Raw genomic sequence first — 25,113 nt, forward strand, 5'->3', positions numbered from 1 at the left:
AAATGAATCAAGATTATATTAAACCAGACAATTGGTCGATTATTGAGGAGGGATTTGATGTAGAACGCGTTAAATCGTCAGAGAGTTTATTTAGTATCGGTAATGGTGCTATGGGGCAAAGAGCTAATTTTGAAGAGCATTACTCAGGACCAACCTTTCAAGGGAGTTATATTGCCGGAGTATATTATCCAGATAAAACACGTGTAGGCTGGTGGAAAAATGGCTACCCTGAATATTTTGCAAAAGTCTTAAATGCACCAAGTTGGATTGGGATTAATGTATTTGTAAATGGCATTCCGTTAGATCTATTTACATGTAAAGACGTGTCTGAGTTTAAGCGTGAATTAAACATGAAAGCGGGTTGGTTATCCCGATCATTTAAAGCAACTTTACCAAACGATGTAGAAGTACGCGTAGAAGCAAAACGTTTTTTAAGTCTAGAATTAGATGAAATAGGAGCCATTTCGTATGCTATAACTCCTTTAAATGCCGATGGAAATATTACATTCGAGCCGTTTTTAGATTCAGGTATTACTAATGAAGATACCAATTGGGACGATAAATTTTGGGAAACTACAGCAGTATCCCAAGATGGAAATATGGCTTATGTTGAAGCGTATACCATGAAAACAGAGTTTAAAACGTGTACGTTCATGGCATCAGAATATTTCTTAGATGGTAAAAAAATAGATGCTACAGAAACTGTATCTCATACAGATAAAAGTATTACGTTTAAACAAACCTCTGCTGTTAAAGCTAATCAAACATTTACGATTCATAAATTTGGTGGTTACACTGTAGATCGTAACCATGATGCCACACAATTAGTAACAGCTGCTAAAACTGTTTTAAATAAAGCTTTAAAATTAGGCTTCTCACAATTATTAGAGCAACAAAAAGTAGCTTGGGCTAAAATTTGGGACATGGCAGATATTACCATCGATGGCGATGTTAAAGCGCAACAAGGTATCCGATTTAATATCATGCAATTAAATCATACCTATTTAGGTAAAGATGCGCGATTAAATATTGGGCCTAAAGGATTTACAGGTGAAAAATATGGAGGGAGTACATATTGGGATACCGAAGCGTATTGTATTCCATTTTATATGGCAACTAAAGATCAAAAAGTAGCGCGTAATTTATTAGAGTATCGTTACAACCATTTAGATCGCGCTATTGAAAATGCAGGAAAACTAGGGTTTACTAATGGTGCAGCGCTATACCCAATGGTAACCATGAATGGTGAAGAATGCCATAACGAATGGGAAATAACTTTTGAAGAAATTCATAGAAATGGTGCTATAGCTTTTGCTATTTTTAATTACTACCGTTATACCAACGATTATAGCTATATTCCAGAAAAAGGATTAGAAGTGTTAATCGGGATTGCTCGTTTTTGGCAACAACGTGCCACATTTTCTACAGCAAAAGATAAATATGTTATTCTAGGTGTAACTGGACCTAATGAGTACGAAAACAACGTCAATAATAATTTCTACACCAATTATATAGCAAAATGGTGTATTGATTATGCTATTGAAAATATTAAAAAAGTAGCTAAAGAATACGAATCAGACTTCGATCGCATTCAAGAAAAAGTCAATTTATCTCCAGAGGAATTAGAACAATGGAAAGCTGTTGCTGGAAACATGTATTTGCCATTTTCTGAAGCACATAATGTTTATTTACAACAAGATGGCTTTTTAGATAAAGAATTAATTACTGTAGCAGATTTAGATAAGTCATCGCGACCAATAAACCAGAAATGGTCTTGGGATCGTATTTTGCGTTCGCCTTATATTAAACAAGCCGATACATTACAAGGTTTTTACTTTTTTGAAGACCATTTTACAACCCAAGAGTTAGAGCGTCATTTCGATTTTTATGAACCATTTACCGTTCACGAAAGTTCATTATCTCCTTGCGTACACAGCATACAAGCGGCTAAATTAAATCGTATGGATCAGGCGTACGAGTTTTATTTACGTACATCGCGTTTAGATTTAGACGATTATAATAAAGAAGTAGAAGAAGGTCTGCACATTACATCTATGGCAGGAACTTGGATGAGTATTGTTGAAGGATTTGGAGGGATGCGAATTAAAGATAATATGTTGTCTTTCGAGCCAAAAATACCAGAACAATGGGAAGGTTATTCATTCAAAGTAAACTTTAGAAATCACGTTATAAAAGTTAAAGTGACTCAAAAAGGAACAGAATTTAAACTTGAAAAAGGAGACACCCTAGATATTATGGCAAACAACGTAAAAGTAACATTACGTTCTGAAGATTAGTATATAACAGCGTATAACAATTTATAATTTAAAGCTACAGTGCTCTTATAAGTAATATAAAAACTTATAAGAGTACTAGCCGTTGTATAGTTTGCCAAGTATAATAACTCAAAGAAAAACAAGACTCATGACTGTATTTAAAAACAAAAAAACACCTCATAAACCAGGCTTTTTTTTCTTGGGTTTGTTAGTGTTTAATATTACCATGCAAGCTCAAATTTTACGTGTAGAGCCGCCTAATTGGTGGGTTGGTTTTAAGAATACAGAGTTGCAGTTATTGGTTTACGGAGAAAATATTGGTGCAACCATTCCGGAGATTAATTACTCTGGAGTTAACATTATAAAAGTACATCAGGCCAAGAGTCCAAATTATTTATTTATAGATTTAAAAATCGATAATACTGCACAAGCAGGCACATTCAATATAAAGTTTCAAGGCAAACACAACACAAGTTTAGAATATACTTACGAATTAAAAACGCGTGTAAAAAAGGCTGAAGATTATGTAGGGTTTAATAGTTCTGATGCCATGTATTTAATTACGCCAGATCGTTTTGCTAACGGAGATGTGAAGAATGATATTCAAGAAAATCTTAACGAAACAACCTTAAACAGAACAGATGATTATGGCAGACATGGTGGAGATATTCGGGGTATTATTAATCATTTAGATTACATTCAAAATTTAGGGTTTACAAGTATTTGGCCAACGCCATTGTTAATAAACGACATGAATTCTTCGTCTTATCATGGGTATGCAATTACAGATTTTTATCAAGTCGATCCCCGTTTTGGAACCTTGCAGGATTATAAAGAATTGTCTCAAGACATGCAAAATCGTGGTTTAAAACTTATTATGGATATGGTGGCAAACCATTGTGGAAGCGAACATTGGTGGATGAAAGATTTACCGTTTAGTGATTGGGTAAATCAGCAAGCAGAATATATTGCCAAAGCAGATCTTAAAAATTCTAATCACAGACGTACCACAAACCAAGATAGTTATGCATCTGAAATTGATAAAAAAGAAATGACCGAAGGTTGGTTTGTACCTTCTATGCCAGATTTAAACCAGAAAAATCCCTTTATGGCATCGTATATTATTCAGAATAATATATGGTGGATAGAAACCTTAGGGCTAAGTGGGATTCGTCAAGATACGTATCCATATTCAGATAAGTATTTTATGAGTCGCTGGGCTAAAACCATCATGGATGAATATCCTAATTTTAGTATTGTAGGCGAAGAGTGGAGTACAAATCCATTGTTAGTAAGATATTGGCAAACAGGAACTCCAAATAAAGAGGGATATGAATCTTATTTATCATCAACCATGGATTTTCCAATGCAGGAAAATATTATAAATGCTTTAAATGAAGACGAAAACTGGGCTACAGGTTTTGTGAAAATGTACGAGGGTTTAGCTATGGATTTTGCTTATACTAAACCCGAAAATCTATTAATATTTCCAGATAATCATGATATGGATCGTGTGTTTACACAGTTAAATGAAGATGTAGTGAATACAAAAATGGCATTAAGTTATATGTTTTTAATGCCGCGCATTGTACAAGTGTATTATGGCACAGAGATTTTAATGCAAAATACAAAGAAGCCTGACGATCATGGATTAATCCGGTCCGATTTTCCTGGAGGTTGGACTGCAGATCCTGTAAATGCATTTGAAGGATCGGGACTTACAGCAGCTCAAAAAAATATGCAACAGTTTGTTGGAAGTTTACTCAGATACCGAAAAAAAAGTTTAGCAATACATAAAGGAAAAACGATTCATTTTGCTCCAAAAGATAATATTTATGTGTTAAGTAGGAGTGCTACAGAAGAAACAGTGGTGCTAATTTTAAATAAAAATGAAACGTCTTTTACTCTACACTTAAATCGATTTAAAGAGTTAAAATTAGAAGGTAAAACCCTGAAAAATATCATTACCGGAAAATATTTAGAATGGAATTCAACTTTAGAACTTCAAGAAAAAGGGCCGCTACTATTAACTACTAAATTGTAAATTATGATGCGTTTTTTTATATTTTTTTTCTGGTTTACGTTTAGCATGAATTCTCAGATAAAAATTTCAGAAATACCCGAGGCTAAAATCGTATCAGGAACATTATTTCGAGTATCAGAATTTCCCTCAAAATATATTACACCAAGAACGGTCGATATTTGGTTGCCTAAAGGGTATTCTAAAACAAAAAAATATGCGGTGTTATATATGCACGACGGACAAATGCTGTTTGATGCTTCTACAACATGGAATAAACAAGAATGGATGGCCGATGAGGTAGCGTCAGAGTTAATGATGAGCCATAAAACAAAGGATTTTATTATTGTAGGAATTCATAACATTTCAGAAACACGTTATGCCGATTTGTTTCCGAAAAAGACCATTAATTACTTGAATGATGAGGAAAAAACGGCATTTCTAGCTTATGCTAAAACAGACAAACCTCATTTAGAATTTAAAGGAGACGATTATTTAAAATATCTTGTAAAAGAGATTAAACCCTATGTAGATTCGCACTTTTCTACCTTAAAAAACCAGGAGAATACTTTCGTGGCGGGCTCAAGCATGGGTGGTTTAATGTCTTGGTATGCCATTTGCGAATATCCAGATGTCTTTGCTGGAGCTGCATGTATATCTACACATTGGCCAGGAGCTAATCCTGAATTAGACGGACCATTTCCAAAAGCGTTTTTTAGCTACATAAAAGCAAATATGCCAGATCCAGAAACGCATAAATTGTATTTTGATTTCGGAACAAAAACGTTAGACCAATATTATCCGCAATACGAAGAATATGTAAATACGCTATTCTTAAATGCAGGTTATACTACAACAAATTTTAAAAATGAAAAGTTTGAAGGTGCCGACCATTCGGAAGCGTCTTGGCAAAAACGATTAGATATTCCGTTCATCTTTTTAATGACAAAATAAAATGAAAAACATACTATATATTTTTATTGCACTACACATGTTTAATGTGGGTATTGCACAAAATCCAACGAGAACCTTTGTAAAGTCTGAATCTGTAACAGACGGATATAAAGTAGCCGTAAATGATGGGTATTATGTGTTTAGTTTATACAACACAGATGTTATAGAAACGACGTTTGTACCCAAGGGAGAAACGTTAAAAACACAATCTCATGCAGTAGTTTTAGAGACTCATACAAAGTTTAATGGAGTTAAGGATACTCCAACTTCACTTCGTTTAGAATCTAATGGTATTTCGGTACACATTATTAAATCACCTTTTCAAATTCAATATTTATATCAAGGCCAACCACTGGTTTCAGAAAAAAAGGGATACTCTAAAATCGAAACAGGTGAAACCATTCAGTTTAATTTAGACGAGACTGAAGTGTTGTATGGTGGAGGCGCAAGAGCGTTAGGCATGAATCGTCGTGGAAATCGTTTACAATTGTACAATCGTGCACATTACGGTTACGAAACCCATAGCGAGTTAATGAATTATACCTTACCTATTGTAATGTCTTCTAAAAAATACATGATTCATTTTGATAATGCGCCTATTGGATATTTAGATTTAGATAGTAAGCACGATAATAGTTTAACGTATGAAACTATTTCCGGACGAAAAACGTATCAGGTTATTGCATCAGATTCGTGGGAAGATATTATAAATAATTACACCCAATTAACAGGAAAACAACCTATGCCACCACGTTGGGCTTTAGGAAATTTTTCTAGCCGATTTGGATATCATTCCGAAGCAGAAACTCGTGCAACAGTTTCAAAATTTAAAGCGGAAGAAATTCCTGTAGATGCCGTAATTTTAGATTTATATTGGTTTGGTAAAACCGTTGAAGGCACCATGGGGAATTTAGCTTTTGATACAGATTCATTTCCTACGCCTCAAAAAATGATTAAAGATTTTGAAAAACAGGGTGTAAATACCGTGTTAATTACAGAACCTTTTATATTAACAACATCTCACCGTTGGGAGGATGCTGTTGCAAATAATGTGTTGGCAAAAGATAGTTTAGGTAATCCGTTTACTTACGATTTCTTTTTTGGAAATACGGGGCTTATAGATATTTACAGTACGTCTGGTTTCGACTGGTTTTCTAATATCTATAAAGAGTTATTTAAAATGGGAGTATCCGGAATTTGGGGTGATTTAGGTGAGCCAGAGGTGCACCCTAAAGAATTGTTACATGCTACAGGAACAGCAGACGAAGTGCATAATATTTATGGGTATGATTGGGCAAGGTTAGTGTATGAAAGTAGTATAAATACAAATCCCAATACACGTCCTTTTGTATTAATGCGTGCCGGCTATTCTGGCTCGCAGCGCTACGGACTTATTCCATGGTCTGGCGATGTAAACCGTACTTGGGGCGGGTTACAAAGTCAGCCAGAAATTGCATTGCAAATGGGTATGCAAGGTTTAGGCTATATGCATAGTGATTTAGGTGGTTTTGCTGGAGACAATTTAGACGATGAACTTTATGTGCGATGGTTACAGTATGGCGTTTTTCAGCCTATTTATAGACCGCATGCACAAGAAGAAGTACCTAGTGAGCCTGTATTTAGAAGTGAACACGCTAAAAATTTAGCACGAAAAGCCATCAAATTACGATATGCTTTATTACCTTATAATTACAATTTAGCATTTCAAAACAATCAAAAAGGCACACCATTAATGCGTCCGTTATTTTTTGAAGATACCAAGGATACCACATTGCAAACTATAGCGAGTACCTATTATTGGGGCGATCAATTTTTGGTGTCTCCCATACTAAAATCAGGTGTAATTACACACGAGGTTGTCTTTCCTAAAAATCATATTTGGTTTGATTTTTATACAGATGAAAAGATTGAGGGTGGGCAAACCAAAGCAGTATCTGTGGTTAAAAATTCCATTCCAACTTATGTGAAAGCTGGTGCGTTTATACCCATGGCAAAACCCATGCAAAATACAAAAGCCTATACAGGGAACGATTTAATTCTTCATTATTATAATGATGTATCTGTGTCACAAAGCAACTACCAATGGTATAATGATGATGGTAAAACGGTAAAAGCTTTCGAAAAAGGTAAATATGAAAAACTTAATGTTTCATATCTAAACGATAAAAAAGGGGTAAAGTTTAAGTTTAAAGCAGAAATAGGGATGTCTTATCCTTCTAAAACAAAATTAATTCAGCTTACTATTCACAACTTATTAACAGCACCGAAGAGTATAAAAAATGGAAAAAAAGACATGTCGTTTACTTATAATAAACTTACGCATGTATTAGAAATTCCTGTAGTATGGGAAACAGAAAATGAGTTAGAACTTAAAATAATATTATAATGTTTAAACATCAAATAGTGTCAATTGCAATGATTTTATTAGTTTTAATCAGCTGTGATTCTAAAAACAAAGATATTTTGAAAGAAAGTAATATAACAGAAACGACCACTGCTCCAAAAAAGGAAGTCGTATATCAGGTATTTACCCGTTTGTTTGGAAATACAAATCCTACAAATAAGCCTTGGGGAACTATTGAAGAAAACGGTGTGGGAAAATTTAACGACTTCACAGATAAAGCTTTACAAGAAATTAAAGATTTAGGTGTAACGCATATTTGGTATACAGGTGTGCCGCATCATGATGTTATTAGAGATTATACCCATATTGGTATTTCTCACGACGATCCCGATGTGGTTAAAGGTCGTGCAGGATCGCCTTATGCAGTAAAGGATTATTATAACGTAAATCCCGATTTAGCCGAAAATCCAGCAGAGCGTTTACAAGAATTCGAAGCTTTAATTGAGCGTTCGCACAAAGCCGGGCTTAAAGTAATTATCGATATTGTACCTAATCATGTTGCTAGAAATTATCAGAGCATAACTAAACCATTAGGAGTTACAGATTTTGGTGAAATGGATGATAAAACCGTGGTTTACGATGTGAATAATAATTTTTACTATAATCCAGGTCAACCTTTTGTAGTGCCAGAACGTCCTAATGGTTATGTGCCTTTAGGTGGTGATTATAACCCGCTATCCGACGGAAAGTTTACTGAAAACCCATCTAAATGGACAGGGAATGGCTCGCGTTTACCACAACCAAATCCTAACGATTGGTACGAAACGGTTAAAATTAATTATGGTGTAACGCCAGATGGGCAGCATGATTTTGATAGTTTACCAAAAGGTTATGATACTAAAGATTATAAAGCACACTTCGAGTTTTGGAAAGATAAAACAGTACCAAATTCTTGGGTAAAATTTAAAGATATTGCCTTGTATTGGACCGCTAAAGGTGTAGATGGATTTAGATATGATATGGCCGAAATGGTGCCTGTAGAATTCTGGAGTTATATGAATTCTAACATAAAAATGAAAAATCCAGACGCATTTTTATTAGCAGAAGTATATAATCCAAGTTTGTATAGAGATTATATACGTAAAGGAAAAATGGATTATTTATACGATAAAGTTCAGTTGTACGATACGTTAAAACATGTCATTCAAGGTTGGGGTAAGACTGATTATATTTGGCCAATTCAAGAAGAGTTAAAAGATATAGAACACCATATGTTACACTTTCTTGAAAACCACGACGAACAACGTATTGCAAGTCCTGAGTTTGCAGGAAATGCACAAAAAGCAAAACCAGCAATGGTGGTTTCTGCAACCATTAGCACATCGCCAACGTTAATTTATTTTGGTCAAGAATTGGGAGAGCCTGCAGCAGAAGATCTAGGTTTTGGCGACCCATCTAGAACGTCTATTTTCGATTATGGTAGTGTACCAACATTAAGACGTTGGGTGAATAATAAACAATTTGATGGCGGACAATCTACTCCAGAGGAATTAGAATTAAGAGATTTTTACAAGCGGTTATTAAATTTTACTATTAATAGCGATGCTTTAATGGGCGAATATTACAACCTACATCAATTCAATACAGATCATACCGAACATTACGGGTTAAAACAATTTTCTTACGTGCGTTGGAGCGATCAGGAAAAACTAATAGTGGTTAATAATTTTGATGCAGATTATGGTACAGAATTCTATTTAAAATTACCAAAAGAAGTAGTTGTGGCATGGAATTTAAAACCAGGAGAATATATGTTAGAAGATCAGTTGTATCATTCCTATCAAACACAGCTAAAAGTGTCTGATGATGGTGCCGAAGCTAAAATTGCCGTACAACCTTTACAGTCTTTCATCTTTAAATTACAATAGATTATGCGTAACTTTATAGTAGTTTTAATGTTAGGGATTATGATTACAGGTTGTCAAAATAAAACAGAACAAGCGGTTGAAAAAAACGTAAAGATTCCGTTTGAATGGGATGCGGCTACAATTTACTTTATGTTAGTAGACCGTTTTAATAATGCAGATACCTCCAATGATGAAAATTTTAATAGAAATAAAGAAACAGGTGTTTTAAGAGGTTTTGAAGGTGGAGATATTAAAGGAATAACACAAAAAGTAGAATCTGGTTATTTTACAGATTTAGGTGTTAATGCGATATGGATGACACCAATTGTTGAGCAAATACATGGCGGAACAGACGAAGGCACAGGGTTGTCTTATGGTTTTCATGGGTATTGGACTAAAGATTGGACTAATTTAGATCCCGATTTTGGGACAAAAGAAGATTTAAAGCAATTGGTGGCAGCGGCACACAAAAAAGGAATTCGTATTGTTTTAGATGCCGTAATTAATCATAGAGGTCCAGTTACAGATCAAGATCCTGTTTGGCCTCAAAGTTGGGTTAGAACGGGTCCTGCTTGCGATTACCATGATTTCGATAGTACTGTGAGTTGCACTTTGGTTGAAAATTTACCAGATATAAGAACAGAAAGTGACGAAGCAGTAGATTTACCACCTCAGTTAGTAGAAAAGTGGAGAGCAGAAGGACGCTACGAAAAAGAAGTAGCAGAATTAGATGCCTTTTTTGAAAAGACAGGCTACCCAAGAGCACCACGATTTTACATCATGAAATGGTTAGCCGATTATATTACAGAATTTGGAATAGACGGTTATCGCGTAGATACTGTAAAGCACACAGAACCTTATGTTTGGCGTGAATTTAGAAAAGTTGTAGATGCTGCATTTGAGCAATTTAAAGCAGAAAACCCAGATAAAGTTTTAGACGATAATGGATTTTATCTTGTAGGGGAAGTATACAATTATGCTATTAGTAATGAAAAAGCATTTGATTTTGGAGATCGTAAAGTTAATTATTTTGATCAGGCATTTAATCAGTTAATTAATTTTGAATTCAAATGGAATGCCGAGCAAATGGATTACGAATCTATGTTTGTAAAGTACGATACCATCATTCATAACGATTTAAAAGAGTATAGTGTTCTAAATTATTTAAGTTCTCATGACGACGGACAACCGTTCGATCCCATGCGTGAAAAGCCTTTTGAAACCGCTACAAAATTACTGTTAACACAAGGTGCTGCTCAAATTTATTATGGCGATGAGTCTGCTCGTGTTTTACATGCCGAAGGTGCTATAGGCGATGCAAACTTACGTACTTTTATGAATTGGGACGATATTAAATCAAACCCAGCTACCCAAGCCATATTAGCACATTGGCAAATTTTAGGACGGTTTAGATCTCATCATCCTGCTGTTGGAGCAGGACGACATAATATGTTATCGTCATCTCCATATGTGTTTTCCAGAACCTATGTAAAGGACGATTTTAAAGATGCTGTAGTTATAGGTTTAGAACTTGATAAAGGTTCAAAAACCATACCTGTCGAGGGTGTTTTTGCAGAAGGCGTATCTGTTCATGATGCATATTCTAATACTACTGTTACTGTTAAAAGTGGTCAAGTGGTTTTAAATACTGAATATAATATGGTGTTATTAGAGCTAACGAAATCTGCTGAATAAATTTTATACTATTTAAATAGGTTTACAAGTAAGTGAACACATTTTTAACCTCTTTAAGTCTGATGTAAGGATTTAAGGAGGTTTGTTATGTCTTAAAAACATGATAAAGTTAGAACTATTTGTAAGGATGTAAGCGATTGTGTGTCTGATTATTTAGAGTGATATTACAAGGAAAAATTGTAAGATTATTAACAGCCTAGATTTTTATGGGTAATAGTTATTAGTCATCTTTGTAATAGAGATTTTAATTAAAAGATTAAGACATATATGCTTACATGGAAACATATTATTGATTTTGCTGTTAATGGCAATCCTAAACCAGATCGTCGTGTAGAGAAGTCTGCCGAAGATTGGCAAAAGTTATTAACGCCAGCCCAATATAGAATTGCAAGATTAAAAGGTACAGAACCAGCACATACTGGAGCACTTTGTAGCGCCCACGAAGCTGGAAAATACAGCTGTATATGTTGTGGTAGTTTATTATTTGATTCTACAATAAAATTCGATTCCAGTTCTGGATGGCCAAGTTTTACGCAGCCTATTGAAGTAAATGCGATTAAATACGAAAAAGATACTGCCTTTGGTATGGTTCGGGTAGAAATTATGTGTAATACCTGCGATGCACATTTAGGACATGTATTTCCAGATGGTCCAGAGCCTAGCGGATTACGATATTGTGTAAATTCAGAATCAATACATTTAGAGAAAGGAGACACTAATGACTAATGTAAATCAAACTATAACTCTTGGAGGTGGATGTTTCTGGTGTGTAGAAGCCGTTTTTCAGCAAATTAAAGGGGTAGAAAATGTGGTTTCAGGATATACTGGTGGGACAGTACCTGGTAAGCCAACATATCGAGAAATATGCTCCGGTTTAACTGGGCATGCCGAAGTTGTTCAAATTACATACAATACGAATGTAATTTCGTTACAAGAGCTTTTAATCATCTTTTTTACCACACACGATCCAACGACTTTAAATCGTCAAGGAGCCGATCGCGGTACCCAATACCGTTCTGTAATTTATTATCAGAATGAAGAAGAAAAAGCAATTGCAGAGGCTGTTATTGAAAATATTCAGCCATATTTCGATGATAAGATTGTTACTGAAGTCAGTCTGCTAGGACCGTTTTTTGAAGCAGAAGATTATCATCAAGATTATTACGAAAACAACAAAACACAAGGTTATTGCACTGCCGTGATTAATCCGAAATTGGCTAAGTTAAGACAAATGCATGCCGACAAATTAAAATAAGAATTCCATATTGAAAACTTTTAAATCACATATAAACGAGATCTTTACAAGCGAACTTCCTGCCGATCCTATAATAGAAAATAATAGACGTCAAGTGGAAGAGGCTTGTTTTTCTTTTGTTACGCCTCAGCAAACTAAAAAGCCAGAACTTATTCATGTTTCTCCAGAGATGTTGAAACAATTAGGGATTACAGAAGCTGAAAGTCAGTCGGAAGAATTTTTAAAAGTGTTTACAGGAAATCAAGTGTTACAAGGGACTAAGCCATATGCCATGTGCTATGGTGGACATCAATTTGGGAATTGGGCAGGACAATTAGGCGATGGTCGTGCTATAAATTTAACCGAAATTGAATATAAAAAACAGCATTGGGCCTTACAACTTAAAGGCGCAGGACCTACGCCATATTCTAGGACTGCCGATGGATTGGCAGTGCTGCGTTCGTCTGTTCGCGAGTATTTATGTAGCGAAGCCATGTTTCATTTGGGTGTGCCAACAACGCGAGCTTTGTCGTTAGCGGTAACTGGAGATCAAGTGCTACGCGATGTCATGTATAACGGAAATCCGGAGTACGAAAAAGGAGCTGTAGTATGTCGTGTAGCACCAAGTTTTCTGCGTTTTGGGAGTTTTGAAATTTTTGCGGCAAGAGAAGATGTTAAAACGCTTAGAACACTTACAGATTATACTATTAAGCATTTTTATCCAGAATTGGGACCGCCCTCTAAAAATACACATTTAGCATTTTTTAAAGCAGTTTCAGAGCGTACACTAAAACTAATTATCGATTGGCAACGTGTGGGATTTGTGCATGGCGTGATGAATACCGATAATTTATCAATCTTAGGACTAACTATAGATTATGGACCTTATGGGTGGTTAGAAGGTTTTGATTTTGGTTGGACGCCAAATACAACCGATAGACAACACAAAAGATACCGCTACGGTAATCAACCCAATATTGGATTGTGGAATTTATATCAATTAGCAAATGCACTATTTCCTTTAATTGAAGATGTAGAGTCATTACAGGCCGTTTTAGACGATTATAAAACCAATTTTGAATCCCAGTCTTTACAGATGATGCGTTCAAAATTAGGACTTTTTGAAGCAGATGAATCCGATTTACAACTGATTCAAGATTTAGAAGATGCGTTACATTCCGCAGAAATCGATATGACTCTATTCTTTAGAAACCTTTCGAAATTTGAAAAGGGAAAACCATCAAATGGCTTACAACTCATTAATGAGGCCTTTTATAATTCAGCAGCTATAACTTCAGAACTTGAAGCGGTTTGGAAAAGGTGGTTTAAAAGGTATGCAGAGCGATTACAAAAAGAATCAGAATCTGATGTAGAGCGTGCTTTAAAAATGAATCGCGTTAATCCAAAATATGTGCTTAGAAATTATATGGCACAATTGGCTATAGATGACGCTGAACAAGGAGATTATGCATTGGTGGATGAATTATTCAACCTATTAAAAAATCCATACGACGAGCAACCGGAATATCAAAAATGGTTTGCTAAACGTCCAGAATGGGCAAGAAATAAAGTAGGATGTTCTATGCTTTCCTGTAGTTCTTAAAATGTAGAGTGTATATTCTAATCAAAGAAAAAGAAATTAAATATGAAAAGTCAGAAACTGGAAATAGAGAATAAAAAAGGTGTAAAATTACAGGCATATTTAGAATTACCAGCAAATCAGAAACCAAATTATTTCGCGGTTTTTGCACATTGTTTTACATGTACAAGTACACTGTCTGCGGTTAAAAATATTAGTCGGTCTTTAACAAACCATGACTTTGGTGTTGTGCGTTTTGATTTTACGGGTTTAGGTCGGAGTGAAGGGGAATTTTCTGATAGTCATTTCTCTTCTAACGTGTCAGATTTACTAGCGGTAAGTGCATATTTAGAAACACATTATCAGGCACCATCTTTATTGGTTGGGCATTCGCTTGGTGGTGCAGCAGTAATTGTGGCTGCATCTCAGTTAGATTCGGTTAAAGCCGTGGCAACTGTGGGCGCACCAGCTACTGTAGAGCATGTTACTCATTTATTTTCACATGGCTTTGATGCTGTAGAAGAACGCGGACAAGTAGAGGTTAATATTGGTGGACGACCATTTAATATTAATAAAGAATTTATAGACGATTTCAGTAAAACAGATTTACCAGAGATTACTAAAAACTTAAGAAAACCGTTGTTAATTATGCATGCCCCTTTTGATGCAGTTGTACCAATTGAAAATGCAGAACGATTATATAAAACGGCCCATCATCCTAAAAGTTTTGTAAGTTTAGATCAGGCCGATCATTTATTATCCAACAGTAAAGATAGTGTTTATGTGGGAAATGTAATCGGGACTTGGGTTCAGCCTTATTTTGAATCTATCGATAGTGAAATTTTAGATACAGAAGGCGAACAACTGGTAGCACATTTAAATCTTTTAGAAGATAATTTTACAACAAATATTCAAACAAAGACACACACTTTTGTTTCCGATGAGCCTGAGCGAGTTGGAGGAGATGATTTTGGACCGTCGCCTTACGAATATTTAAATGCAGCATTAGCGTCGTGCACGGCTATGACTCTTAAATTGTATGCCCAGCGCAAAAAGTGGGACTTACAAGAGGTATTTGTATATATCACCTATTCTAAAAAACATAGTGACGCTTTAAAACTAGAAAATTCAAAAGCATCTCAAATTGATTATTTAAAAAAGACATTAAAGTTTGTTGGGAATTTGTCTACAGCACAAAAAGATAAACTCAAAGAAATTGCCTCTAAATGTCCTGTTCATAAAACGTTAGTTACAGACACTATTATTGAAACAGTCGTAGAATAGGTACTATTTAAAAGCAATTTTGAATAGAAAGTGAAGTGAGATTTTTATAAATATAATCTAGTTTAGTAACTTCGGTTAAAATTAAAATCATGCCAAAACAAACACAACTCGGGTTAGGTCTTGCAGCTATTGGTCGTCCAGAATATATAAATATTAAAACAGATAATGTTGTACAAACAGAAGCTGCTTTTAAAGCTAATGCGATGCAAGTTTTAGATACAGCGTATGCAGATGGAATCCGATATTTTGATGTGGCTCCTTCTTATGGCAAAGGTGAACAATTTTTAATAGATTGGCATAATTTAAGAGGATATCCAGATGTTATTTTGAGTACCAAATGGGGCTATACATATATGGCTAACTGGGAATTAGGATATTCGGGAAAGCACGAAATTAAAGAACATTCCTTATCTAAATTATTAGAACAATGGCAGGTTTCTAAAGTATTGCTGCCAGAACTAAAAATATATCAAGTACATTCTGCAACTCTAGATAGTGGGATTTTTACAAATACAGCAGTGCTTCATGAATTACATCGCATAAAAAAAGAAACCAATTTACAAATAGGAATATCTACCAGTGGAGCTCATCAAGTAGATATTATAAAAAAAGCACTAGAAATTCAGATTAATAATGAACCCCTATTTACTAGTTTTCAGGTTACTTATAATGTTTTCGAGCAATCTGCATTTAAGATTTTAAAGCAACTGTTAAGCGAAAACAAAACTGTTATTATAAAAGAGGCTTTAGCTAATGGGCGTGTATTTGCAAATTCAGATTTTACAGAATATGCCAAAGCGTATAATTATCTTAATAAGTTGTCTAATCAGTATAATGTGGGTGTAGATGCAATTGCAATCCGATTTGTAATAGATACTTTAGAACCTAATGTGGTATTAAGCGGAGCGTTAACATGTGCTCAACTTCAAGACAATTTAAAGGCTTTATCTTTTCAACTTACATCAGAAGAAATACTTCAATTTCAAATATTTGCTTCATCATCCTCATCATATTGGGAAGAGCGTAGTGCATTAGTATGGCGTTAATTAACAGTATATTGGTTACCGTTAATTTTTAAATCAATAGAGTTAATTGAGGGCAGACTACTATCCTAACTTTGTAGTATTAAGTTTAACCATTAAAATTAATATCATGAAAAATTTAGGAAATACAATTATAGGAGTCGTAGCCGGAACAGCTTTAGGAGCAGCAATGGGAATTTTATTTGCGCCAGACAAAGGGAGTAAAACAAGAAAAATGATTTCTAAAGAGGCAGAAACTACAAAAAATAAAATTTCTGACCACGCTACAGAATTGGCAGACACAATTGCTAAAAAAGTAAATGTAAAGAAAGCGACATTAGAAGAAAAATTAGAAGATATCGCTACAGATGCAAGTCTTAAATCTAACGATGTTATTGACGCTTTAGAAAAAAAGTTAGAAGTGCTAAAAGCAAAACACAGACATTTTGAAAAAGAGGTTAATACAAACGGATCTAAAAAAACGACTGCAACAGTATAGTATTTTAGATCTGTTAAATTTTTAAGATGACAATTTTTGAAGCCATACGTCACGATCATGATATTCAGCGCGATTTATTAGATAAATTAGTGCTATCATCAGGTGATTCGAAAAATAGAGATGAACTTTTTAAGGCAGTGAGAAACGAATTGGAAGTACATGCTAATGCAGAAGAACGCCACTTTTATAAGCCTTTAATATCTACAGATATGATGCAAGATCATGCACGACATGGTATTGCAGAACATCATGAGATAGATGAATTGATAGAGCAGTTGGAAGAGACTGAATACGATTCATCTGCATGGTTAAAAATTGCAAAAAATTTAAAAGAAAAAGTAGAACATCATTTAGAAGACGAAGAACATACGTTTTTTCAATTAGCGGGTAAGACCTTATCCGAAAAACAAAAAACAGAATTGGCTTCTAAATATGAAACATATATGAAAAAGAATAGATAAAATAGGTTGGTTAGTTAGTTAATTTGGGCGCCAAATTTGTGTGATTATTTACATGAATTTGGTGCCTTTTTTGTGAAAATAGTTATAAGACTAATAAAATCTATTTTAAATGATGCTATCATAAATCATTTTAATAGTTTTGAAACTAAACAAATTTAACATATGAAGTCTGCAAATGAACTATTAGAGTTATTGGATTTAAAAACTATAGATGCCGATAATTTTCAAGGTGAAAGTAAAACCATTGGGAGTCCGCATGTGTTTGGAGGACAAGTGTTAGCTCAAGCTGTAAATGCTGCCTATAGAACCATTCAAAACGAACGTATATTACACTCACTTCATGCATATTTTCTAGAGGCAGGAGATTTAAATGTGACAATCGATTTTAATGTCAATGAAGTGCGAGATGGCGGTAGCTTCTCTACACGTCGTGTTTTGGCCAGTCAGAACGGGAAAGCCATTTTTATTTTAGCAGCATCATTTCATAAAGATGAAGATGGTTACGACCATCAAATACAAATGAATACCAATTTAAAACAACCTGAAGACTTATTAAGTTGGACAGAAATGTTGGCCCGTTATGGTAGTGTGTTGCCAAAATTAACAAAGCATTTTTTAAAGATTGAGCGCCCTATAGAGTTTAAACCTGTAGAAGTAATAAATCCGTTAAAGCAAGAAGACTTACCTCCATATTCTAACATATGGTTTAAACTTAAAACTCCGCTTTTAAATGCAGATTTAGCGACTAAGCAACAAATTTTAACGTATATATCAGATTATAATATCTTGGCAGCTGCCTTATTGCCTCATGCCAGTAAAGCGCATTTTGGAAACACACAAATGGCGAGTTTAGACCATTCGATGTGGTTTTTTAGAGATTTCGATTTCGACGATTGGATGTTGTATTCTATAGAAACACCAAATGCTTCTAATGCACGTGGCTTTGCAAAGGGTAATATTTTTTCTAGAGATGGGAAATTGGTGGCTTGTGTAGCTCAAGAAGGTTTAATGCGTCCGATGAAAAAAGAATCAAAATAAAATAATGTCTAAATGTTTAGTCATAGGGCATCGCGGCGCTAAAGCGTATGTTCCCGAAAATACTTTAGAGTCTATACAACATGCCCTAGATTTTAAAGTTGATGGTATAGAAATCGATGTGCATTGTTGTGCTTCTGGAGAACTAGTGGTGTTTCATGACTTTACTCTTGATAGAATGACTAATGGCGAAGGTGAACTCGCCAAACACACGCTTTCAGAATTAAAAACATTAAAAGTAGCTCAGCAGTTTGCTATTCCTACATTAAATGAGGTTTTAAATTTAATTGATAAAACCTGTCTTTTAAATATTGAATTAAAAGGAAAGGGTACAGCTATAGCAACCTGCAAAACCATTCAGCATTATATTGAAACGCATGGTTGGCAGTATTCAGATTTTTTAGTGTCTAGTTTTCAACATCAAGAGTTAGAAACTGTTTTTAAAGTAAATAAAGATATTCCGTTAGGAGTGTTAACTAAAGCCAATATGGTTGAGGCTATAGTGTTTGCCAAAACTATAAATGCTAAAGCCATTCATCCAGGTGCAGCCATTGTAACACGAGATAATGTGAAATTGGCGCAAAGTAAAGGTTATGATGTGAACGTGTGGACGGTTAACGATGAAGAGACTATAAACAGAATGAAAGATTATGGCGTAAATGCCATTATTTCTGATAATCCAGATCGCTTATGATTGAAAAAGATGTGATAATAGTAGGCGGTGGAGCTGCAGGTTTTTTTGCAGCCATTAATATTGCTGAGCAAAATCCGCATTTAAAAGTTACTATTTTAGAACGCGGAAAAGAGGTGCTTGGTAAAGTAAAAATATCTGGTGGCGGACGCTGCAATGTAACGCATGCCGAATTTATTCCGCAGGAATTAGTAAAATATTATCCGCGAGGTGAAAAAGAATTGTTAGGACCGTTTCATCAGTTTATGACAGGCGACACTATGGGCTGGTTTGAAGAACGTGGTGTAACTTTAAAAATTGAAGATGATGGGCGTATGTTTCCAGAATCAGATTCTTCGCAAACCATAATAGATTGCTTTCTGTTTGAAGCGAACAAACATGGGGTAGAAATCTTAAAAGGTCATGGCGTAAATGCCATTGCAAAAAAAGATGATGCTTGGGAAGTGCAAACCAATCAGGAGTGTTTTGTATCTAATAATTTAATTATAGCAACAGGCAGCAGTCTTAAAATTTGGAAATTGTTAGAAGGTTTAGGCCATACCATTGCGCAGCCGGTTCCATCTTTATTTACGTTTAATATAAACGATAAACGCTTAAAAGCTATTCCTGGTGTTGTGGCTCAGAATGTTGAGGTTAGAGTTCTAGGAACAGATTTATATTCCGAAGGTCCTTTATTAGTAACACATTGGGGGTTAAGTGCACCAGCAATTTTAAAACTATCTGCTTTTGGTGCGTTAGAATTGGCTAAGCGTGATTATAAGTTTGATGTTGCAATTAATTTTGTAAAACAATCTACAGCAGATGTTTTAGAACATCTTAAACAGGTAAAGTTAGATTCTGCAAAGAAAACAGTCTTTAAATCTCCACAATTCGATTTACCTAAACGCCTATGGCAACAATTCGTTTTGGCTTCAGAAATGACTGACGATAGCCGTTGGGGCGATATCAATAAACTTCAATTAGAGACTCTTGTAGCACAACTTACGGATACAGTATTTAAAGTAGATGGCAAAAGCACTTTTAAAGAGGAATTTGTTACCGCTGGGGGTGTAGATTTAAAAGAGATTAATTTTAAAACTTTTGAAAGCAAACGTCATAAAAACCTCTATTTGGCGGGAGAGGTTATTAATGTAGATGCCGTAACTGGAGGTTTTAATTTCCAAAATGCATGGACGGGTGCCTATATCGTGTCTAAAGCAATTTCTAATAAGACATGACAACATACATTGCATTATTACGGGGTATAAATGTGTCGGGGAAGAATAAAATACCAATGGCCAATTTGCGTGCTTTATGCTCAGATTTAGGTTTTAAAAATGTTAAAACGTATATACAAAGTGGGAATGTGGTGATTCAAACTACAGAAGAACGAGCATCTGACTTGGAAGCTAAAATTTCGGAAGCTATTTTAAAAGTTTTTGGGTTTGAAGTGTTTGTGTTAGTTAAAACAGAATCAGAATTTCAAGATATATTTGAATCTTGTCCGTTTTCAGAATCACAAAAAGAAGTCAGTTATTTTACGTTGTTAAAAGAGTTGCCTGAATTTAATTTAGTGGATGCTACTTCTAAAATATCTTATACAGACGAAACGTTTATCATTTCAGAATCTTGTGTATACTTCTATTCAAAACACGGCTATGGAAAAGCCAAAGGCAATAACAATTTCTTCGAACGAAAATTAAAAGTCCCAGCAACCACAAGAAATTTTAAAACGATGCAGAAGTTGTTATCTTTGTGCTCAGATTTATAAATTCATGACCGAACAACAATTTATTCCGCAGGCGTATGCTAATCATGTAAGCTCAGGAACTGTATCTTGGGAATCGCCAAGTAATATTGCACTTATAAAATATTGGGGTAAAAAAAAGGACCAAATTCCAGAAAATCCATCGATTAGTTTCACACTAAATGCTTGTAAAACGACTACTGTATTATCGTATTCTAAAAAGGAAACGATTTCAGATTTCGATTTTGAAGTGTATTTAGATGGAGAGCGTAAGCCTGATTTTCAACCAAAAATAAAAACGTTTTTCGAGCGTGTTTTTGTGTACTTACCATTTTTAAAACAATACAAGTTTAAAATAGAGACTTCAAATACCTTTCCTCACAGTTCAGGAATTGCGTCTTCTGCTTCAGGAATGAGTGCCTTAGCACTGTGTTTAATGAGTTTAGAGCAACAACTCCAACCAGAAATGACCACGGCGTTTTTTAACAAAAAAGCCTCCTTTTTATCACGATTAGGTTCGGGTTCTGCTTGTAGAAGTATTGAAGGCGATATTATAGTTTGGGGAGATAATGAAACGGTTAAAGGAAGTTCAGATTTATTTGGTGTGAAATATCCGTATGCTGTTCACGATAATTTTAAAGGTTATCAAGATACCATTTTGTTAGTGGATAAAGGCGAAAAGCAAGTTAGTAGTACCGTGGGGCATAATCTCATGCACGGGCACCCATTTGCACAACAGCGTTTTGCACAAGCGCATGAAAATTTATCTGATTTAAAACCGATTTTAGAATCGGGAGATTTAGATTCGTTTATTGCACTTATAGAGCGCGAAGCCTTAACGTTGCATGCGATGATGATGACAAGTATGCCGTATTTTATTTTAATGAAACCGAACACTTTAGAAGTAATTAATAAAATTTGGGCATTTAGAAAAGCAACCAGCTTACATGTTGGATTTACCCTAGACGCAGGAGCAAACGTACATGTGTTATATCCTAAAACGGAAGCAAAATCTATTTTAGAATTTATAAAAACAGAACTAGCTATACACTGCCAAAACGGACAATTTATTTGTGACGAGATTGGATTTGGTGCAAAACAACTTCAATAAAAGTGTTAATGAACCTTAAAAATTAGTTTTAAGCTAGAATTGCTTTTAACATTTAAAAAGTTCTTTAAATAATTATATAATATTGAAAACAGTTGTTTGTATTGTGTAAATGAATTAATATTCAGATGGATAGGGTTAAAAGTAGTTCGCCGATTTATTGTTTATATTAGTATATATGAAAATTTAAATTGTTAACTTTGCCCTGTTAATTTTTAATTAAAATTAAGTGAAAGGACCTTTATTTTATTCTAAGATTTTACTTTTCGGAGAGTATGGTATCATAAAAGATAGCAAGGGATTATCTATTCCTTATAACTTTTATAACGGTGCATTAAAAATGACGACTACGCCTACTGAGAAAACACTAGCGTCTAATGCCAGTTTAAAGGCATATGCGTCGTATTTAGGTACTATAAGTTCTGATTTAGTAGTGTTCGATTTAGAGGCTTTACATGCCGATATCGATGCTGGAATGTATTTTGATTCTTCTATACCACAAGGTTATGGTGTAGGAAGTAGTGGTGCTTTAGTAGCTGCACTTTACGATAAGTATGCACAGCATAAAATTACCGTTCTTGAAAATTTAACACGTGAAAAACTATTTACGTTAAAAACTATTTTTTCTGAAATGGAATCGTTTTTTCACGGTAAATCTTCAGGATTAGATCCTTTAAATAGTTATTTAAGTCTTCCAATTTTAATTAATTCTAAAGATAATATAGAAGCCACAGGCATACCATCTCAAAAAAGTGATGGTAAAGGTGCCGTGTTTTTAATAGATAGTGGTATTGTTGGAGAAACAGCTCCGATGGTTCATATTTTTATGGAAAACATGAAGCAAGAAGGTTTTAGAAACATGATTAAAAATCAGTTTGTAAAACATACAGATGCTTGTGTAGATGATTTTTTAAAAGGCGATATAAAATCGTTGTTTAAAAATACTAAGCAATTATCAAAAGTGGTTTTAAATCATTTTAAACCTATGATTCCTTCGCAATTTCATGACTTATGGAAAAAAGGTTTAGAGTCTAATGATTATTATTTAAAACTTTGTGGCTCTGGCGGAGGCGGTTATATCCTTGGATTTGCAGAAGATTTTGAAAAAGCAAAACAAGCACTTCAAGGCCATAAACTTGAAGTCGTTTACAATTTCTAGCAGAGGGTATTTTCTTTTATAATTTCCATTTTATAATTTATAACTATGTTCAGAAGAAGACATAAACATCTTTTATTGAAGTTTTTCAGTATGTTTTCTGTTGTGCGAGGTTATAATATACTTATGGTTGTGGTAGCGCAATATGTTACGGCAGTGTATATTTTGGCACATGAAAAACCAGTTAGAGAAGTGGTTTTTGATCTTAATTTATTCATGCTAGTTTTAGCATCTTCTGCAACTATTGCTGGTGGTTACATAATTAATAATTTTTACGATTCGGAAAAGGATTTAATAAATAGGCCGCAAAAATCCATGCTGGATCGGCTAATAAGTCAGAATGTAAAACTCTCATTTTATTTTGTACTTAATTTACTTGCTGTTATAATGGCAAGTTATGTGTCCTTTAAAGCGGTTATATTTTTCGCACTATATATTTTTGCGATTTGGTTTTACTCACATAAATTAAAGAAGCTTCCATTTGTTGGGAATTTAACTTCTGCTGTACTTACAATTACACCGTTTTTCGCTATTTTTATGTATTATCAGAATTTTGAGCATGTAATATTTGTACATGCTACTTATCTGTTTTTGATTATATCTATGCGGGAGTTAACTAAAGATTTAGAAAATATCCCTGGCGATTTGGTTCAGAATTATAAGACAATTCCTGTGGTATATGGCGAGCGATATTCTAAAATAATGTTAACCGTATTGGCAATGTTAACGTTTGTGCCTGCCTATTTTTTGCTTACCCGTTATAAAATTGGTGAGATGTATTTTTTCTTTTATTTTACCATGTTTTTGTTATCTGTTTTTTTGGTGTTATTATGGAATTCAGAATCAACTAAACATTATTTAATTCTTCATAATATTTTAAAATTTATTATTTTTTCTGGCGTGTTTAGTGTATTGTTAATCGATGTTGATTTAGTTTTAAATCGTCTTTTTTAAAAGGATTTATATAAAAATAAAAAATCGTAAATTATAGTTTATCTTTGCACAAAAATTAAATCTCTTATGAGTAGACAACAAGGCAGCAATAAAAAAGGAAAAGCTTCAGGACGTGGAGCAAACAATACACGTAGTAAAAGTTATGCAAGAGGAAATGCGCCTATAAAAAAACAGGGACCAACAACACCTGTAAAATCTCAGTCTAAGCCATCGACTAATGCTGGCGAGATCCGTTTAAATAAATACATCGCAAATTCGGGTATCTGTTCACGTCGTGATGCAGATATGCATATAGCCACTGGTTTGGTTTCTGTAAATGGTAAAATAGTTACCGAAATGGGTTACAAAGTGAAGCTTGAAGATGAAGTACGTTTTGATGGTGGTCGTGTAAATCCAGAGAAAAAAGCTTACGTATTATTAAATAAACCAAAAGGTTTCGCTACAACGACTAGCGAAGGTAAAGGGCGTACAGTTATGGATTTAGTAGCAAATGCTACCTCTTCTAAAATTAAACCTATTGGACGTTTAGGAAGAAATTCTTTAGGATTAATACTGTTTACAAATGACGAAGATGTTGTGAAGAAATTTACAAATTCTAAAAATGGTGTGCCTAGATTATTTCATATCGAATTAAATAAGAATTTAAAACACGAAGATTTTATTAAAATTAAAGAAGGTTTTAAAATTGAAGGTAAACTTATTGCTGTAGAAGAAATAAGTTACATTGATAAAGGTTCAAAAAAAGAAATTGGTTTAAAGGTTAAAAATACCGGTAGCACCATTATTCGTAGCATTTTCGATTACTTAAAATACGATATCGAAAAGATAGATTGTGTTAGTATTGGGCAGCTTACTAAAAAAGATATTCCTCGTGGCCACTGGAAACACTTAACAGAACAAGAAGTAATAGGTCTTAAAATGCTGTAAATCAGCTTTTAAAAGTTTTTCAAAAAAATCGAAAAAAAAGTTTTTTTTTCGATTTTTTATAGCACATTTGTACAAGCATTTAGCTGAACATCATGAAAAGTGTTTCTGTGTTCGGGCTTTTGAAAATTAGGAAGTCATATTCAAAAGCTGCTTATAAGATGAGCAACCGAATTTTAGAGCTAACTTCCGCATACTCCATCGTAAAAAGCCAACATGTGTATGGCTTTATTCCTACAACCCA

At 34.3% G+C, this 25,113-nt stretch carries 21 protein-coding genes; all 21 read left to right on the forward strand.

All coding sequences use genetic code 11. The features are described from left to right. The first annotated feature begins 2 nt into the window (after positions 1-2). The 21 genes from FNB79_RS06030 to FNB79_RS06130 all read left to right on the forward strand — a co-directional run bounded on the left by FNB79_RS06030 (position 3) and on the right by FNB79_RS06130 (position 24,872). Positions 3-2,297, forward strand: coding sequence for a glycoside hydrolase family 65 protein (locus FNB79_RS06030; RefSeq protein ID WP_143380454.1), 2,295 nt, complete (start codon positions 3-5; stop codon positions 2,295-2,297). Between the two features lie 127 nt (positions 2,298-2,424). After that, positions 2,425-4,320 (forward strand): glycoside hydrolase family 13 protein, encoded by a 1,896-nt coding sequence (locus FNB79_RS06035; protein ID WP_143380455.1) that lies wholly within the window; start codon positions 2,425-2,427, stop codon positions 4,318-4,320. A gap of 45 nt (positions 4,321-4,365) precedes the next feature. Continuing rightward, a complete protein-coding gene (locus FNB79_RS06040) occupies positions 4,366-5,250 on the forward strand; it encodes an alpha/beta hydrolase (protein WP_143380456.1) in 885 nt (294 codons plus the stop codon). A gap of 1 nt (position 5,251) precedes the next feature. After that, positions 5,252-7,636 carry a glycoside hydrolase family 31 protein gene (locus FNB79_RS06045; protein WP_143380457.1) on the forward strand — a complete coding sequence of 795 codons (2,385 nt, stop codon included), beginning with the start codon at positions 5,252-5,254 and terminating at the stop codon, positions 7,634-7,636. Next, on the forward strand, positions 7,636-9,522 hold the full coding sequence (locus tag FNB79_RS06050; protein WP_143380458.1) for an alpha-amylase family protein: 1,887 nt from the start codon (positions 7,636-7,638) through the stop codon (positions 9,520-9,522). Before FNB79_RS06045 ends, FNB79_RS06050 begins: the two co-directional genes overlap by 1 nt. A 3-nt stretch (positions 9,523-9,525) precedes the next feature. Beyond that, positions 9,526-11,196 (forward strand): alpha-amylase family glycosyl hydrolase, encoded by a 1,671-nt coding sequence (locus FNB79_RS06055; RefSeq protein WP_143380459.1) that lies wholly within the window; start codon positions 9,526-9,528, stop codon positions 11,194-11,196. Positions 11,197-11,463: 267 nt separating this feature from the next. Continuing rightward, the gene (gene msrB, locus FNB79_RS06060) at positions 11,464-11,922 is read left to right on the forward strand and encodes a peptide-methionine (R)-S-oxide reductase MsrB (protein ID WP_143380460.1); all 459 of its coding nucleotides are present in this window, start codon (positions 11,464-11,466) and stop codon (positions 11,920-11,922) included. Beyond that, a complete protein-coding gene (gene msrA, locus FNB79_RS06065; protein ID WP_143380461.1) occupies positions 11,915-12,451 on the forward strand; it encodes a peptide-methionine (S)-S-oxide reductase MsrA in 537 nt (178 codons plus the stop codon). Before msrB ends, msrA begins: the two co-directional genes overlap by 8 nt. Positions 12,452-12,461: 10 nt before the next feature. After that, positions 12,462-14,033 carry a protein adenylyltransferase SelO gene (locus FNB79_RS06070; RefSeq protein ID WP_246073337.1) on the forward strand — a complete coding sequence of 524 codons (1,572 nt, stop codon included), beginning with the start codon at positions 12,462-12,464 and terminating at the stop codon, positions 14,031-14,033. A gap of 42 nt (positions 14,034-14,075) precedes the next feature. Further along, complete coding sequence (locus FNB79_RS06075) at positions 14,076-15,293, forward strand: bifunctional alpha/beta hydrolase/OsmC family protein (protein WP_143380463.1); 1,218 nt, start codon at positions 14,076-14,078, stop codon at positions 15,291-15,293. A gap of 89 nt (positions 15,294-15,382) precedes the next feature. Beyond that, positions 15,383-16,339, forward strand: a complete 957-nt coding sequence (locus tag FNB79_RS06080; protein WP_143380464.1) for an aldo/keto reductase — start codon at positions 15,383-15,385, stop codon at positions 16,337-16,339. A gap of 106 nt (positions 16,340-16,445) precedes the next feature. Then, on the forward strand, positions 16,446-16,814 hold the full coding sequence (locus tag FNB79_RS06085) for a YtxH domain-containing protein (RefSeq protein WP_143380465.1): 369 nt from the start codon (positions 16,446-16,448) through the stop codon (positions 16,812-16,814). A 26-nt stretch (positions 16,815-16,840) separates the two neighbouring features. Then, entirely contained in the window at positions 16,841-17,275 is a 435-nt protein-coding gene (locus tag FNB79_RS06090; RefSeq protein WP_143380466.1) for a hemerythrin domain-containing protein, read from the forward strand. A gap of 162 nt (positions 17,276-17,437) precedes the next feature. Beyond that, positions 17,438-18,313 (forward strand): acyl-CoA thioesterase, encoded by an 876-nt coding sequence (locus FNB79_RS06095; RefSeq protein ID WP_143380467.1) that lies wholly within the window; start codon positions 17,438-17,440, stop codon positions 18,311-18,313. Between the two features lie 4 nt (positions 18,314-18,317). After that, entirely contained in the window at positions 18,318-19,004 is a 687-nt protein-coding gene (locus FNB79_RS06100; protein WP_143380468.1) for a glycerophosphodiester phosphodiesterase, read from the forward strand. After that, complete coding sequence (locus tag FNB79_RS06105; RefSeq protein WP_143380469.1) at positions 19,001-20,218, forward strand: BaiN/RdsA family NAD(P)/FAD-dependent oxidoreductase; 1,218 nt, start codon at positions 19,001-19,003, stop codon at positions 20,216-20,218. Before FNB79_RS06100 ends, FNB79_RS06105 begins: the two co-directional genes overlap by 4 nt. Next, positions 20,215-20,751: a DUF1697 domain-containing protein gene (locus tag FNB79_RS06110; RefSeq protein WP_143380470.1), complete on the forward strand. Its 537-nt coding sequence runs from the start codon at positions 20,215-20,217 to the stop codon at positions 20,749-20,751. Before FNB79_RS06105 ends, FNB79_RS06110 begins: the two co-directional genes overlap by 4 nt. A 4-nt stretch (positions 20,752-20,755) precedes the next feature. Beyond that, the gene (locus FNB79_RS06115; protein ID WP_143380471.1) at positions 20,756-21,838 is read left to right on the forward strand and encodes a diphosphomevalonate/mevalonate 3,5-bisphosphate decarboxylase family protein; all 1,083 of its coding nucleotides are present in this window, start codon (positions 20,756-20,758) and stop codon (positions 21,836-21,838) included. A 226-nt stretch (positions 21,839-22,064) separates the two neighbouring features. Then, positions 22,065-22,994 carry a mevalonate kinase family protein gene (locus FNB79_RS06120; RefSeq protein ID WP_143380472.1) on the forward strand — a complete coding sequence of 310 codons (930 nt, stop codon included), beginning with the start codon at positions 22,065-22,067 and terminating at the stop codon, positions 22,992-22,994. 45 nt (positions 22,995-23,039) lie between these two features. Beyond that, positions 23,040-23,945 (forward strand): geranylgeranylglycerol-phosphate geranylgeranyltransferase, encoded by a 906-nt coding sequence (locus FNB79_RS06125; protein ID WP_143380473.1) that lies wholly within the window; start codon positions 23,040-23,042, stop codon positions 23,943-23,945. Positions 23,946-24,011: 66 nt separating this feature from the next. Next, positions 24,012-24,872 (forward strand): pseudouridine synthase, encoded by an 861-nt coding sequence (locus FNB79_RS06130; protein WP_143380474.1) that lies wholly within the window; start codon positions 24,012-24,014, stop codon positions 24,870-24,872. Positions 24,873-25,113: the final 241 nt, after the last annotated feature.

Source organism: Formosa sediminum, assembly GCF_007197735.1.
Taxonomy (GTDB): Bacteria; Bacteroidota; Bacteroidia; order Flavobacteriales; family Flavobacteriaceae; genus Formosa; species Formosa sediminum.